The sequence below is a fragment of the Variovorax soli genome (assembly GCF_031454625.1).
Taxonomy (GTDB): Bacteria; Pseudomonadota; Gammaproteobacteria; order Burkholderiales; family Burkholderiaceae_C; genus Variovorax; species Variovorax soli_A.
The window spans coordinates 457,903-472,502 of the sequence record NZ_JAVDRF010000001.1; the positions used below are offsets into that span (position 1 = coordinate 457,903).

At 70.7% G+C, this 14,600-nt stretch carries 9 protein-coding genes; 3 read left to right on the forward strand and 6 right to left on the reverse strand.

Annotated elements, in window-relative coordinates:
• Positions 1-216: 216 nt before the first annotated feature.
• The 4 genes from J2739_RS02265 to J2739_RS02280 all read right to left on the reverse strand — a co-directional run bounded on the left by J2739_RS02265 (position 217) and on the right by J2739_RS02280 (position 7,922).
• Complete coding sequence (locus tag J2739_RS02265) at positions 217-843, reverse strand: response regulator transcription factor (RefSeq protein WP_309898088.1); 627 nt, start codon at positions 841-843, stop codon at positions 217-219.
• Entirely contained in the window at positions 843-2,852 is a 2,010-nt protein-coding gene (locus J2739_RS02270) for a two-component system sensor histidine kinase NtrB (protein WP_405053816.1), read from the reverse strand. The genes J2739_RS02265 and J2739_RS02270 overlap by 1 nt, the downstream gene beginning before the upstream one ends.
• Positions 2,853-2,933: 81 nt before the next feature.
• Positions 2,934-3,749 carry a carbon-nitrogen hydrolase family protein gene (locus J2739_RS02275; RefSeq protein ID WP_309898090.1) on the reverse strand — a complete coding sequence of 272 codons (816 nt, stop codon included), beginning with the start codon at positions 3,747-3,749 and terminating at the stop codon, positions 2,934-2,936.
• A 42-nt stretch (positions 3,750-3,791) separates the two neighbouring features.
• Positions 3,792-7,922, reverse strand: a complete 4,131-nt coding sequence (locus J2739_RS02280) for a YhdP family protein (protein WP_309898092.1) — start codon at positions 7,920-7,922, stop codon at positions 3,792-3,794.
• Positions 7,923-7,947: 25 nt separating this feature from the next.
• On the opposite strand from J2739_RS02280, the gene glnE reads away from it, so the two are divergent.
• Together glnE and J2739_RS02290 are read left to right on the forward strand one after the other, a co-directional pair.
• Positions 7,948-10,761, forward strand: coding sequence for a bifunctional [glutamate--ammonia ligase]-adenylyl-L-tyrosine phosphorylase/[glutamate--ammonia-ligase] adenylyltransferase (glnE, locus tag J2739_RS02285; protein WP_309898094.1), 2,814 nt, complete (start codon positions 7,948-7,950; stop codon positions 10,759-10,761).
• Positions 10,754-11,806 carry a septal ring lytic transglycosylase RlpA family protein gene (locus J2739_RS02290; protein ID WP_309898096.1) on the forward strand — a complete coding sequence of 351 codons (1,053 nt, stop codon included), beginning with the start codon at positions 10,754-10,756 and terminating at the stop codon, positions 11,804-11,806. The genes glnE and J2739_RS02290 overlap by 8 nt, the downstream gene beginning before the upstream one ends.
• Before the next feature lie 45 nt (positions 11,807-11,851).
• Here the strand turns inward: J2739_RS02290 and J2739_RS02295 are convergent, their stop codons facing one another.
• Together J2739_RS02295 and J2739_RS02300 are read right to left on the reverse strand one after the other, a co-directional pair.
• A complete protein-coding gene (locus J2739_RS02295) occupies positions 11,852-12,793 on the reverse strand; it encodes an RNA polymerase sigma-70 factor (protein WP_309898098.1) in 942 nt (313 codons plus the stop codon).
• Between the two features lie 54 nt (positions 12,794-12,847).
• Complete coding sequence (locus tag J2739_RS02300) at positions 12,848-13,705, reverse strand: ferritin family protein (RefSeq protein ID WP_309898100.1); 858 nt, start codon at positions 13,703-13,705, stop codon at positions 12,848-12,850.
• Positions 13,706-13,875: 170 nt separating this feature from the next.
• On the opposite strand from J2739_RS02300, the gene J2739_RS02305 reads away from it, so the two are divergent.
• Entirely contained in the window at positions 13,876-14,448 is a 573-nt protein-coding gene (locus J2739_RS02305; RefSeq protein ID WP_405053817.1) for a glutathione peroxidase, read from the forward strand.
• Positions 14,449-14,600: the final 152 nt, after the last annotated feature.

Below are 14,600 nucleotides of genomic sequence, written 5' to 3' on the forward strand. Positions count from 1 at the left end.
GTCATGGGTCGTTTTTCCTTGGCGATGCATTGATGAAGGCTTGTTTGCACGCAGGGCGCACCTTCACGAAGGCCGACCCCAGCGCACCAGCGTGTGTAACGGGCGGGCCAGTCCGGTTCCCCCCGGAGCGGTGACGGGCGCACTCCCATGCAGCCCGGGGCCTGCCGAGCCCAATGCTTATCGAAGGGCGTGCGCGGAACGACCGCCGCGCCGCAGTCAGACGTCCCGCAGAAGGTTCGCCAACTCGACCGCCGACTTGACCTCCATCTTCTCGAACACCCGCGCCCGGTGCACCTCCACCGTGCGCACGCTGATCGAGAGCTGATCCGCGATCAGCTTGTTGGGCAGGCCCTCGACAACGCGCCGCATCACCTCGCGCTCGCGCTCCGTCAGTTCCTCGATGCGGCGCATCAGCAGCCGGCGCGCGCGGCGCGCCTCCACCGCGCGCAGCGAGGCGCCGAGCGCATGCTCGATGCGGTCGACCAGCGCATTGTCGGAGAAGGGCTTCTCGCAGAAGTCGAAGGCGCCGCGCTTCACCGCATCGACCGCGGTGGGCACGTCGGCGTGGCCGGTCAGGAAGATCACCGGCAGCACCTCCAGCAGGCCGCGTTCCGCCAGCCGGTCGAACAGCACCAGCCCGCTCGTGCCGGGCATGCGCACGTCCAGCAGCAGGCAATGCGGCTGGTCGGCCAGCGGGCCTTCGGCGAGGCGCAGCTCGAAGTCCTCGGCGCTGGCGTACTGCTCGCTCACCAGCCGCCGCGAGCGCAGCAGCCAGGCCAGGGCCTCGCGCACGCTGGCATCGTCGTCGACGATGAAGATCAGGGCATCGATCAAGGGTTGCATCAGGCAGCAGGCAAAGTGAATCGAAAGACCGTGCCGCGCGGCTTCTGCGGCTCGTAGATGAGCGCGCCGCCGTGCTGCTCGACCACGGTGCGGCACAGGCTCAGGCCCAGGCCCATGCCATCGGGCCGCGTGGTGAAGAAGGGCGTGAAGAGCCGCGCCGCCACTTCGTCGCTGATGCCGGCGCCGCGGTCGGCCACCGAGAACTCGACCCAGCGGCGCACGTCGGGCTTGTCCGCCGTGTCGACGGTCTCGCCGACGGCGCGGGTGCGCGCCACGCGCATGTGCAGCACGCGTTCGCTCAGCTCGGGCAGATCCATCGCCTGCATCGCGTTGCGCGCCAGGTTCAGCAGCACCTGCTCGACCAGCGTGCGATCGCACAGCACGCGCGGCAGGCGTTCCTCGTAGTGCACGTCGACCCGCACGTTGAGTTTGCGTGCCTGCAGGCGCACGAGCGGCAGCACGGCTTCGATGAGGGTGTGGGGCGCGACCGCTTCGCGCACGCGATCGCGGCGGCGCACGAAGTCGTGCACGCTGCGGATCACCTGGCCCGCGCGATCGGCCTGCTCGGCGATGCGGCGCACCGCCATCGCGACCTCGCCATGGTCGCCGCCGGAGGACGCGCCGGCACTGCGCAGCAGGTTGAGCGAGCCGCTCGCGTAGCTCGCGATGGCGGCCAGCGGTTGGGTGAGCTCGTGGCTCAGCAGGGAGGCCATCTCGCCCACGGTCGCCAGCCGCGCACTGGCCTGCAGCCGCTCCTGACTGGCACGCGAGAGCTCCTCGATGCGGCGCTGCTCGCTGATGTCGATGAAGGCGCTCATCCAGCCGGTCTGGGCGCGCTGCGCATTAAGCAGCGGCGCCTCGAAGATCAGCACCGGAAAGCGCCGGCCGTCCTTGTGCATGAAGACCGACTCGAAACCCTCACGCGGCGGCACCCCGCCGGCCATGCGCACGGCCTGGCGTTGGCGGTATTCCTGCGCCAGCTCGGTCGGCCAGTAAGGCACCTCGCCGCCGTGGTTCATCAGCTCTTCGGCGCTGAAGCCCACCATCTCGCAGAAGGCCGGGTTGACGTAGGTGATGCGGCCCTGCAGGTCGCGGGCGCGCAGGCCGGTGATGACCGAGTCCTCCATCGCCTTGCGGAAGGCGAGCGCATCGGCGAGGTCGTGCTCGGCGCGCAGGCGCCGGCGCGTGTCGCGCGCCAGCAGCGCCAGCACCGACACCAGAGCGATCGAGATCGCCGTGACCAGCGCGGTCAGCAGGTTGGGGAAGAGGTCCGGCGCAGCGCGCCAGCCGTCCACGCGCAGCATCAGGGCGTTGCCGGGCAGGTCCACCAGCTGCTGCGCGGTGAAGACGCGCGTGCCCACGCGCCGCGCCGCGCCGACGGCCACCAGCCGCGTGCCGTCTGGCTCGGTGAAGGCGACCTCCTGGCCGCGCGTGAGCGTGGGCGCGACGAGTTCGATGAGCGTGTCGCGCAGCGAATAGCTGGCCACCAGGTAGCCGCCCCCTTCGACCGGCAGGCACAGCTCCATCACCTCCAGGCCGCCGCCGGGCATGAAGGGCACATAGTGGCTGGGCGAGTAGGCCGAGGCGCCCGCCTTGCGCGCGGCCGCGCAGGCCAGCGCGACGTCGGACTGCTCGGGGCCGCGGCTGCTGTCGTCGAACACGCGCCGGCGGTAGGGCGTGTCGACCGCCGCCAGCGGCCGCAGCGCGGCGTCGCGCCATTCGAGGCGCAGCCATTCGCGATGCTCGCGCAGCAGCGCCGCGGCCTCCGTCGACCACTGCTCGCGGCTCGTGCCATTGGCGTGCGAGGCGCGCAGGCTCTGGGCGTTGCGCTGCAGGCCGCTGCGCAGGTCCGACACGGCATCGGCGGTGTCGCGGTCGAGCGCCGACTGCACCTGCTCGACCTCGTGTCGGCCGGCCAGCCACACCACGGTGGCCAGCAGCGCGACCACCAGCACCGCCAGGATCAGCCACAGGAACCAGCGCTGCCACAGCGAATGCAGCGAGCGCAGCGAGCGCAGGCCGGCAAAGGCCCCCCGGACCGTTCTTGCGATGGGCAGCGTCACGGAGGACACGGGTTCATTCCCCCTTCTTCAGAGCACGCGATGCGAAAGCGCCGGCAGCTGCGTGCGCGCGCGATCGACCTGCCCGGCCTCGAGTTCGAAGCTCACCACGCCCTCCTCGACGGCGCGTTGCGCGACCACCGCGCCCCAGGGGTCGACCACCATCGACTGGCCCCAGGTCCGGCGCCCGTTCTCGTGGGTGCCACCCTGGGCCGGCGCGACCACCCAGCAGAGATTCTCGATGGCGCGGGCGCGCAAGAGCACCTCCCAATGGGCCGAGCCGGTGGTGTGGGTGAAGGCGCTCGGCACCAGCAGCAGCTCGGCGCCCTGGCGGGCCAGCGCACGGTACAGCTCGGGAAAGCGCAGGTCGTAGCACACGCTCATGCCGATGCGCCAGCGATGGCCGTCGCGCGAGGGCAGGTCGAAGCAGACGGGCTCCGTGCCCGGCGCGATCACGCGGCGCTCGTCGTAGCGCTCGCGGCCGTTGTCGTAGAAGAAGAGGTGGATCTTGTCGTAGCGCGCCACCTGCGTGCCGTCCGGCGAATAGGCCAGGGAGCTGTTGAAGACATGGTGCTCGTCGCCGGTCTCCAGCGGCAGCGTGCCGCCCACGATCCACAAGCCGAACTCGCGCGCGGCATCGGCCAGGAAGCTTTGCACCGTGCCGGAGCCGGCGGCTTCGCGCAGGCCCAGCTTGTCGGTATCGCGCGCGCCCATCGTGCAGAAGTACTCGGGCAGCACGGCCAGCTCGGCGCCGTCCGCCGCGGCTTCGCCCAGCAGCGCATGGGCACGGTCGAGGTTGGCTTCGCGTGCGATGGCCGAGACCATCTGGATCGCTGCGATTTTCATGAGGGGCTCCGTCGTTGTCGTGTGCGCATCGTTGGTGCTGCGTCAGCGTACCGCGGGCGCCGCCGGCGCGCGCAGCGCCTCCGGCAGCAGGCGGCGCGGCACCTTGACGATCTTCGGGTCGGCCCAGGTGCCCTCGATCTGGAACTCCTGCGTGGTGGCGGCGATGAGCGGGCGGCTCAGCACCATCTGCGCGAGGAAGGTGCCCAGCCCGATCGCGGGATTGATCGCGGTCGCCACCAGCGCGGCGGTGCCGGCGTTGATCTCGGGTACGACGACCACGCGCAGGGTCTGCGTCTCGTGCGCGATGTCGGCCGAGCCGTCCATCAGGACGGCGGCGTTGACGCCCTTCATCTGCAGGTTGTTGGTGCTGGCCACGCCCTGGTCGACCTTGGCGTCGCCGCGCAGGAAGTCGAAGCTGAAGCCCTGGCTGAACACGTCGCGGAAGTCGAGGGTGAGGCGCCGCGGCAGTGCCTGCAGGCTCAGCACGCCGAGCAGCTTGGCGATGCCCGGGTCCGCCTTGAGGAACTGGCCGGATTCGACGTCGATCTTCAGCTGGCCGCCCAGGCTGGGGTAGTCGAGTGCGAAGGGCGAGCCGCTCCAGTGCACCTGGCCCTCGAGCCGGCCGCGGCCGGCGCGCACCACGTCCTTCATGCCGAAGCGCCCGAGCAGGTTGCCGGCGTCGGTGATGTCGAGCTTGAAGTCCATGGTGGTGCGGCGTGGCTCGCCGCGCCCGCGCCCGCCGCTCCCGGCAGGCGCGGCGGCCCAGGCGCCCTGCGCCGAAAAGCTGGCCTCCGGCGTGGTGAAGCCCAGCTTGTTGAGCCGCCATTCGCGCCCCGCGCCGCCGCGGTTCACGGCATCGATCTCGGCGCGGCCCAGTCGCCGGCCCAGCAGCTCGAAGTCGTCGACCACGATGTCCAGTGCGGGCAGGTCGTTCGGCTGCTCGTCCAGGAGCGACTCGACCGCCGTGGCCGTGCTGGGTGCAATCTTGAGGCGCGCCAGCCGCGCATAGAGCCGCCCGGCCTGGGCGCTGCGGTACTCGGCGTAGCCGTTGAGCTCGGCGGCGTCGATGTTGGCGCGCCAGAGGGCGCCGTCGCGGGTGCCGCCCATCACCACGTTGTGCAGCGTGCGCCCGCCGACCGCGAGCTCCTGCGCGCGCACCACCAGGACGGTGGGCAGGTAGGCCGAGGCGTCGTCCCCGCCCACGCTCGCCTCGGCCGGCTTGCCGGTGGTGTCGCCGAACAAGGCCTGCCAGGCCGGGACGTCGATGCGCCCCAGCTGGATGTTGGCGAGCACGCCGCGCTCGGGCGCCGCCGCGGATTCGCCCGCCGACAGGCCGATGCCGATGCCGCCGCGCAGCACCCGGGCCTCGCTGCCGGAGACGTCGCGCACGTAGGACGCCGAGCCGACACGTCCCAGCTCGATGGAGAACCGGTCCTGCAGCAGCGGGCTGCCGCCGGCGCGGGTCTCGCGCAGCACGATCTTCTTCTCGATCGATAGCGGCAACGCTTCCTCGGCCGCCTTGGCCAGCGGCGCCGGCAGCTGCAGCCCCAGGCCCTGCAGGCTGCTGGCCAGCGAGAACTCGGAGGCGCCGTCGCGCATCGAGAAGGCGGCCGTGTAGGGCGTGCCGCCGGTGGCGTGCTTGGCCAGTCGCGCAAGCCAGTCGACCTCGCGCGCCGCGCGCAGGCCCTCGGCGCTGGCGCTGCCCTGGATGCGCAGGCTCAGCTCCTGCGTGGCGCCCCAGCGGCCCGCGCCCTCGATGCGCAGCGCCCCGCCGAGCGCGCGCGCCTGCACGCCGGCCAGCGAGAAGCCGCCTTCCGTGAAGTTCAGCGTGCCGCGGGCCTGGCTCAGGGTGGGAGCCTCGGGCAGGATCTGGAGGTCGTTGTCGGTGAGCGCGACGCTGGCCTGGACCTTGGCCTTCTCCATGGCGGCCAGCGGCAGCTCCAGGCGCAGCCGGTAGTCGGCGCTGCCGGTGGCGCGGGCGTTCGCCAGGGTGGGGCCGGCCTCGCCCGCCAGCGGCGCTCCGGCGCGCAGCAGCTCGGCCAGCGGCCCCTTGGCCTGGGCATCGACCTTGAGCAGCGACGCATGGTGACCCATGTCGGGAATCTGGGCCTCGGCCTTGATCACCTCGATGCCGGGCGCGCCCACGAGGCGCCCGCGGGCATTGCGCACTTGCATGCCCGCACGCTCGAAGACCAGCTCGCCGGACAGTCCGCTCAGGGCCGGCCAGTTCTTCGCCGAGCCGGCCAGCGGCGGCACGTAGGCGTAGTACACGTCCGCCACCCGCGCGGCGATGCGGAAGTCGCCCTGCTTCGGGTCCGTGAAGGGCATGTCGTACAGGTCGCCCTTGACCTTGAAGTCCACCGCGCTGGCCGTGCCCTTCTGCACGGCGTCGCGCACGTAATCGCGCGTCTCCTTCGGGATGTGCTGCGGCAGGTAGCGGAACACGCGGGTGCCGTCGGCGCGCGTCAGCTTGCCCTGCAGGTCCAGCACACCGGGAAAGCGCGAGCGGCTGCCCGAGCTGGCCGGATCGCTGGTGCGCCAGCTGGCCTGGGCCTCGCCCTCGGCATCGGCGTTGGCGAACTTGAGGCCGGAGACCTGCAGCTGGGACTTGTTGCCGTCGACCTTCCAGACGAGCTGGGCAGACAGCTGGTCGACGGGGATCACCGGGTCTTCGAACACGCCGGGGAAATCCAGCGCGCCGTTGGCGATGGCCAAGGCGGCGCTGCCGCCGGCCTGGGTCGCGTCGAAGTCGAGGGTGGCGCCGCGGATACCGGGTGCGCCGGCCCGGGCTGGTGGTGGCGCAGCCGTTGCATGCGCCGCCGCAGCGGGCGCGGAGGAACGCGGCACGGGTGCCGCCGGTACTGCGGGTGCGGCAATGGCTTCGGCGGCCTTCGATGCGACGCCGAAGCCGCTGACACGGCCGCGCGCCTGGTACTTCTCGGGCGCGCCCAGGGCGCCTTGCCAGCTGGCATCGATGCGCTCGACCAGCCCCCGCGGCGACAGGCCGTCGATCGTCCTGCGGGCTTTGTCGTCCAGCGGCAGCCGGTCGGCAATCATGGCCAGCGCCGCGAGGTCGAGCCGGTCGGCGCGCAGCGCGCCGCGCTCGGCGATCCGGCCCTTGGCGGGCAGGTGCTGGAACCAGAGATTGCCACCCGGCCAACGCATGCCGTCGGAGGTCTGGAACTGCAGGTCGGTGGTGGAGAACTCGAGGGCCTCCTGCGTCATGCGCCCGGCCAGCCGGCCGGTGACTTCGCGCAGGATCAGCGGCTCGAGCGCCTTTCCCAGCGAGGCATCGACGCGCAGCAGCGCCAGGTCGGCCGTGCCGCCGGCGATCTGGCCGTCGTCGACATCGGCCCAGACCCGCAGCGCGCCGTGGCCTTCGCGGATGCGGGCGTCGAGCGTCACGTACTGACCCAGCTGGCGGATGTCGATGCGCGGCAGCTCGGCGAAGGCCACGCCGTCCCAGGTGTGCCAGTTGCCGCTGCGCACCGACAGGAGGGGCTGGCGGAATGCGCCGCGCAACGTGAAGCGCTCGCCCCAGTCGGCGGGCGGCGTGGCGTCGAGGCGCATCGTGTGGCTGCGAGGCCCGTTGCGGGCGACGAACTGCACGTCGGACAGCAGGAGCGGCGGTGCGCCGCGGCTCTCGTCGGTCCAGCGCACGGTGCCGCCGCGGATCACGAACTCGCGCTGGGCGAAGAACCAGTCGGCCCCACGGCCTTCACCGGTGGTGTCGGTGCCCATGCTGAAGCCCGCCACGTGCAGCTTGCCGGCAGCATCGCGGCGCACCTCCACCTCGGGGCCTTCGAGGTAGAGCTGCTCGAAGTTCAGGCGAAAGAGCGAGCGAGGGGAGACGCTGGCCACCACCCGCGCCAGGCGCAGGGCCTCGCGCTGCGCGGGGTCGTGCAACACGACATCGCGCAGCTCGAAGCTCGGGAACAGGGTACTGCCGTCCGCCGTGATGGAGCCGATGCGCACCGGCACTCCGATCGCCTTGCTGGCCTGCGCTTCCAGCGCGCCACGGTACTCGCCGATTCGCGGCACAATCCAGCCGTGTAGGACCAGGACTGACAGCGCAAGCAGCAGCCATGCACCGATCAGCAAACCCAACAACCAGCGTGCCGCCACAGCGGTGATCTTGAGCAGACGTGAAGGGGAAGACGTCGTGTCGTTCATTGAGGATCGCGCTGTGACGGGAATTATGACTGCGAGCCTCCCAACGGGTTCCACCCAGACCGATACCGAAGCCGGCGCAACCGGCGCGCCGCAAGTGCCGCATGTGCCGCTTGCGGCCTCGTCGCGTTTCGTGCAGCGCCTGCGCCGCCGCTACGCGGGCGAGCTGGCGCTGCTGCCGGCCGGCGAACCGCGGCGCGCCGCCATGGCGCAGGCTTACGCCGCGCTGCGCGAACGCGGCGACAGCGTGGCCGATGCATTGCGCATCGTGCGGCAACTGGTGATGGAGCGGCTCATCACGCTGGACTGCGAACAGCACGCGGCGCTGGCAGTGGTCACCACCGCGGTCACCGAGCTGGCCGAGTTCGCTCTCGACGTTGCCTGCCGCGCGGCCTGCGCCGAGCTCGAGGCGCAGCACGGCGCACCGATCGGCCCGGCCGGGCAGCGCGCCCAGCTCTGGGTGGTGGGCATGGGCAAGCTCGGCGCGCGCGAGCTCAACGTGTCGAGCGACATCGACCTGATCTACCTTTACGACCACGACGGCGAGACCGCGGGCGACGCGCAAGGGCGTGCGCGGCTGGCCAACCAGGAATTCTTCTCGCGCGCCGTCAAGCGCATCTACGCGCTGGTGGGCGACACCACCGAGCACGGCTTCGTGTTCCGCGTCGATCTTGCGCTGCGGCCCAACGGCAACTCGGGGCCCAGCGTAGTCTCGCTGGATGCACTGGAGGAGTATTTCCAGGTCCAGGGCCGCGAATGGGAGCGCTTCGCCTGGCTCAAGAGCCGCGTGGTGGCGCCGCAGAGCGTGATCGCCGACGGCTCGGCCCACGCGCTGCGCACGGCGGTGCTGCCCTTCGTCTTCCGGCGCTACCTCGACTACAGCGTGTTCGACTCGCTGCGCACGCTGCATCGGCAGATTCGCGAGCAGGCCGCGCGCCGCAGCGCCGGGCGGCCGGAGCGTGCCAACGACGTGAAGCTCTCGCGCGGCGGCATCCGCGAGATCGAATTCATCGTGCAGCTGCTGCAGGTGGTGCGCGGCGGCCAGTTCCCCGAGCTGCGCACCCGGCCCACGCTCGACGCCCTGCAGCGCCTCGCACGCGCCAACCTGATGCCGCAGGAAACGGCCGATGCACTGGCTGCGGCCTACGAGTTCCTGCGCCGCGTCGAGCACCGCATCCAGTACCTGGACGACCAGCAGACCCACGTGCTGCCCGTGCAGGACGAGGACCTGCGCTGGATCGCACGCACGCTAGGCTACGACGAGTGCTGTCCGTTCCTGGCGCAGCTGGACGCGCATCGCGAGTTCGTGGCGCAGGAGTTCGACAAGCTGCTGGGCGGCAAGAAGCAGCCCTGCACGCGCTGCAACGGCAAGTCGTCCGGTGCGGCGCCGGGCGACCTGAGCGATTTGATCGAGGAGCTGCCGTCGCCCTTTGCCGAGCGCATCCAGGCCTGGTGCGACAGCCCGCGCGTGCAGGCCCTGCGCGACGAGACCCGCGCCCGCCTGCGCCAGCTGGTGCAGCGCACCGGCCAATGGCTGCGCGAGCCCGACAGCGAGGCGGCAGGCCAGATCGGCCACCACATCGAGGGCGCGCTGCGCTGGGCCGACTGGATCGAGCCGCTGATGCGGCGCGAGAACTACATCGCCTTGCTGGTCGAGCGGCCGGCGGTGCAGGAGCGGCTGCTGCGCCTCCTGGGTTCGGCGCGCTGGCCCGCGCGCTACCTGATGCAGCACCCGGGCGTGATCGACGAGCTCGCCAGCCCCGAAATGCTGGCCGGGCGCTTCTCGCCCGCCGAGTTCGAGCGCGAGCTGGAAGCGCGCCACCTCTCGCTGCGCCAGACCGGGGAGGACGACGAGGAGCGCCTGCTCAACCTGCTGCGCCATGCGCACCACGCGGAGCTGTTCCGCACCCTGGCGCGCGATGTCGACGGCCGCATCACCGTCGAGCAGGTGGCCGACGACCTGAGCGCGCTGGCCGACACGGTGCTGCGCGTGACCGCGCGCTGGTGCTGGCCGCATGTGCGCAACCCGCACCGCGAGGCGCCGCGCTTCGCGATCATCGGCTACGGGAAACTGGGCGGCAAGGAGCTCGGCTACGGCAGCGACCTGGACATCGTGTTCGTCTACGACGACGACGACGAGCGCGCCGGCGAGGTCTATGCGGCCTTTGTGCGCAAGCTGATCAACTGGCTGACGGTCCAGACCCGCGAGGGCGACCTGTTCGAGATCGACACGGCGCTTCGGCCCAACGGCAACTCGGGCCTGCTCACCACCAGCTTCGACGCCTACGAGAAATACCAGCTGGGCCGGGGCAGCAACACGGCCTGGACCTGGGAGCACCAGGCCATGACGCGCGCGCGCTTCGTCGATATGGCTGCCAGGCCGGGGGACAGCGGCGACTGCTCGCTGTGCGATCGCTTCGACCGCATCCGCGAGTCAGTGATCAAGGCGCCGCGCGACCGGGCCGCGCTCAAGGCCGAGATCGTCGCCATGCGCGAGAAGGTCCGCGCCGCGCGGCCGGTCAAGCCCGATCGCTTCGACGTCAAGCACAGCCCCGGCGGCATGGTGGATGCCGAGTTCGCGGTGCAGTTCCTGGTGCTGTCGGAGGCCAGGGCGCATCCCGAGCTGATTCCGAACGTGGGCAATATCGCCTTGCTGATCCGTGCCGAGGAGGCGGGCCTGCTCCCCGACGGTGTCGGGCGCAATGCCGCATCGGCCTACCGCGAGCTGCGGCGCGTGCAGCACCGGGCCCGGCTCAACGAAGAGCCGACGCAGGTGCCGATGAATGCGCTCATGGCCGAGCGTGGGGCGATGCTTGCCCTGTGGAAGGCGGTGTTTGGCTAGGGCGGCGGCGAACGGGCGCGCCCTCGCGCTGCTCGCCGGCGCAGCGCTGGTGCTGCTGGCCGGCTGCGCCAGCGGTCCGCGCGGCGGCGGTGGCATCGGCCGCGACGGCGCCGACGCCAATCCGCCTTCGGGTCTCGGCCAGGTGCCCGACGCCGAGCCGCGCATCGAGTCGATCCGCGGCAGCGGCGGCACGAGCAAGCCCTACGTGGTGCTGGGCCGCTCCTACGTGCCGATCACCGACGATCGGCCGTGGCGGGAGACCGGGCTGGCTTCCTGGTACGGCCGCAAGTTCCACGCGCAGACCACCGCCAACGGCGAGCCCTACGACATGTACGCGATGACGGCCGCGCACAAGACCCTGCCGCTGCCCAGCTACGTGCGCGTGCGCAACCCGGCCAACGGGCGCGAGGTGATCGTGCGGGTGAACGACCGCGGGCCTTTCCACGAGGACCGCATCATCGATCTGAGCTATACCGCGGCCTACAAGCTCGACTTGCTGCGCGGCGTGGCGCCGGTGGAGATCGAGCGCATCACGAATGCGGACATCCGCGCCGGCACCTGGCGCCGCGGCGACACCGCACTGGCTCAGGCGGCGGCCGTGCCGCCGGTGTCGCCGGCCGCCGCCCCCATGGTCGCCGCGTCAGACGCCGTTGCCGTCCCCGCCGCACTGACATCGCCGGTGGTGGCCGTGCCGCGTACGGAGGTGCGCGAATTGGCGGCCCTGCCGCCGCTGCCGTCGCAGCCACCCACGGCAGCACCGGCCCAGGCCGCTGCCGACGAATCCCCGCCGGCGTCGCCGGCCATGGCGACATCGGGCTTCTGGGTCCAGCTGGGCGCCTTCAGCCAGCGCGACGGGGTGGAGCGCTTCCAGCAGCAGGTGGCCCGCAGCCTGCCGGCGGTGGCCGGCGCGCTCAACGTGTTCGCGGAGCGCGGCACCTACCGGCTGCAGGCCGGGCCCTACGCCTCGCGCGACCAGGCCCGCGACATGGCCGAGCAGGTGCGAAACGGCCTGCAGCTGGTGCCGATGATCGTCGAGCGGCGCTGAGCGGAAGGCCGAGAGGACGGACGTTGTCCGGGAGCTGCGGTGCCATCAGGCCGGCTCTTCAGGCGGCGCGGCAGTCCGCAGCGCCTCGAGTTCGGCGCGCGTGATGGCGCGTGCCGAGAATTGCGCGGCGATCCGCGCCAGCTTCTCCGGATTGCGCTGCGTATGGATGCGCAGGATGCGCTCGCCGTCGGTCTCGATCGTCTGCACCGACTCCAGCGCGCCGTTGAAGAAGCGCAGCAGCCCCGGCTCGCCGTTGATCTCGGCAAGCTCCAGGCGCAACCCATTGCCGAGCAGGCGCGGGACCGCATAGAAGTACTGCGCGATGCGCTGGGCGCCGCGCAGCATCTTGCGAAAGGCCGGCACCTTGCCGCCGCTGTCGCCGACCAGCTCCGCGTCCTCGGCCAGGAGCTCCTTCAGCCGCTGCATGTCGCCGCTGCCGGCGGCATGCGCAAAGCCTTGCAGCAGGCGCAGGTGGGCATCGCGATCGACCGCGAAACGCGGGCGCTCGTCCTGGATCTGGGCCTTGGCCCGGTGCACCAGCTGGCGGCAGGCCGCCTCGCTCTTGCCGAGCGTGCGAGCCAGTTCCGCGTAGTCGGCGTCGAAGACCTCGCGCAGCAGGAAGGCGGCGCGCGCCTCGGGCGCCAGGCGCTCCAGCACGGCCAGGAAGGCCACGGAGATGTTGTCGGCGCGCTCCAGCATCTGCTCGGGTGAGGCCGGCGCATCGGTCATCAGCGGCTCGGGCAGCCAGGTGCCCTCGTAGTGCTCGCGCTGGAGCTTGGCGGCACGCAGGCGATCGATCGACAGGCGCGTGACCACCGTGACCAGCCAGGCTTCGGGGCTGTCCAGCGCATCGATGGTGGCGTCGTTCCAGCGCAGCCAAGCGTCCTGCACGACGTCCTCGGCATCGGCGGGCGAGCCGAGCATGCGGTAGGCAATGCCCAGCAGGCGCTTGCGGTGGCGGTCGAAGGTGCGGGTGGAAGCGTCCATATCGACGAGACGGGCGCGGTGCCCTTCCTGTGACGCGCCGCCCGCGGCGGGGGCTCAGGCGCCCTGGTATTCGGCCTTCGGGCCGAGGGTGGCGGCCAGCTCCTTGCGGTAGCGGTTGAGTTCCTGCACGGTCTTGAAGCTGCGGTTCATCAGCAGGCTCAGGTTGTGCAGGATGCGCTCGCCGACCTTGTTTTCCCAGACGGTGTCGAACTTGATCTGCTTGTCCAGCCAGTGCTCCAGCCAGTCCGGATCGGGCACGCGGCTCTGGATGGTGTCCTTGGGGAACAGCGTCTTGTTGACGTGCAGGTTGGTCGGATGCAGCGCCTGGGCCGTGCGCCGGGCGCTGGCCATCAGCACGCCGACCTTGGTGAAGGCGGCGCGCGCCTCGTCGCCGAACTTTTCGAGCGCGCGCTTCATGTAGCGCAGGTAGGCGCCGCCGTGGCGGGCCTCGTCCTGGCTCAGGGTGGTGTAGATGTGCTTGATGACCGGCTCGGTGTGCCACTCGGCGGCGCGGCGGTACCAGTGGTTGAGGCGGATCTCGCCGCAGAAGTGCAGCATCAGGGTCTCGAGCGGCGGCGCGGGGTCGAAGTCGAAGCGCACCTCGTGCAGTTCCTGCTCGGTGGGGGCGTGCTGCGGGCTGAAGCGTTTGAGGTACTCCATCAGCACCAGCGAATGCTTCTGCTCCTCGAAAAACCAGATCGACATGAAGGCGGAGAAATCGCTGTCGTGGCGGTTGTCGCGCAGGAACATCTCGGTGGCCGGCAGGGCGGCCCATTCGGTGATGGCGTTCATCTTGATGGTCTGGGCCTGTTCCTCCGACAGCCGGCTCGCATCGAAGGACTGCCAGGGGATGTCCTTGTCCATGTCCCAGCGGACGGATTCGAGCTGTCTGAAAAGTTCCGGGTAGAGCATCAATGACTTTCTGAACCGGGCGATTTTAGACGCGGGGTTTGGCGCCCGCGTGACAAGCGCGCGATGATGCGGTATAGACGCTCGCGCCGCCGCCCCAGCCGAGCCCCTTGCCCACTCTGGAAACTGCCATGCAAAGCCTCCTTCGACGGACTTTTGTCGCTTCCTTTTTCATGGCCTTGGCGGTGGCCGCGTGCCTGCTGCCCGCTGCCGCTGGGGTCCAGGTCACCGCGACGCCCGCTGAAGCCACGGTGGCCCCGCCCGGCTGCCCGCCCATCTTGCAGCACACCTTCCCGCGCTTGCAAGACGAGAAACCCCAGGCGCTGTGCCAGTATGCGGGCAAGGTGCTGCTGGTGGTCAACACCGCGAGCTTCTGCGGCTTCACGCCCCAGTACAAGGGGCTCGAGGCGCTGGACAGCAAATACCGCTCCCGCGGGCTCGTGGTGCTCGGCTTTCCCTCCAACGACTTCGCGCAAGAAACCGGCAGCAACAAGGAGATCGCGGATTTCTGCGAAAGCACCTTCGGTGTGAAGTTCCCGATGTTCGCCAAGTCATCGGTGCGCGGCGCCGACGCCAACGCCCTGTTCAAGGAGCTGGCGCAGACCTCCGGCACGACTCCCAAGTGGAATTTCTACAAGTACCTGATCAGCCGTGAGGGCAAGGTGGTGGCGTCGTATTCGAGCCTGACTTCGCCGGACGACCGCGCCTTTGTGCGTGAGCTGGAGAAGCAGCTCGGGCCCCAGTGAATGAGGCGGCGTCTACGCCCGCCGCAGTGATGCGAGGGGCCTCGTTCACAAACGCTTACCAATGGCCGGGGAACCGCCCCGGGCGGGCGGGGCTCCTAACGGTTCGGGTGTGAAGGACCCGAATGTTTTTCATGTTGCGAGGCCTTCCGGGC

What these genes read in the sequence shown, in the direction of transcription:
- J2739_RS02275 (WP_309898090.1), bottom strand. Translation starts at nt 3,749, where the DNA reads ATGAAAATCGCAGCGATCCAGATGGTCTCGGCCATCGCACGCGAAGCC.
- J2739_RS02300 (WP_309898100.1), bottom strand. Translation starts at nt 13,705, where the DNA reads ATGCTCTACCCGGAACTTTTCAGACAGCTCGAATCCGTCCGCTGGGAC.
- J2739_RS02295 (WP_309898098.1), bottom strand. Translation starts at nt 12,793, where the DNA reads ATGGACGCTTCCACCCGCACCTTCGACCGCCACCGCAAGCGCCTGCTG.
- J2739_RS02280 (WP_309898092.1), bottom strand. Translation starts at nt 7,922, where the DNA reads ATGAACGACACGACGTCTTCCCCTTCACGTCTGCTCAAGATCACCGCT.
- glnE (WP_309898094.1), top strand. Translation starts at nt 7,948, where the DNA reads ATGACTGCGAGCCTCCCAACGGGTTCCACCCAGACCGATACCGAAGCC.
- J2739_RS02305 (WP_405053817.1), top strand. Translation starts at nt 13,876, where the DNA reads ATGGCCTTGGCGGTGGCCGCGTGCCTGCTGCCCGCTGCCGCTGGGGTC.
- J2739_RS02265 (WP_309898088.1), bottom strand. Translation starts at nt 843, where the DNA reads ATGCAACCCTTGATCGATGCCCTGATCTTCATCGTCGACGACGATGCC.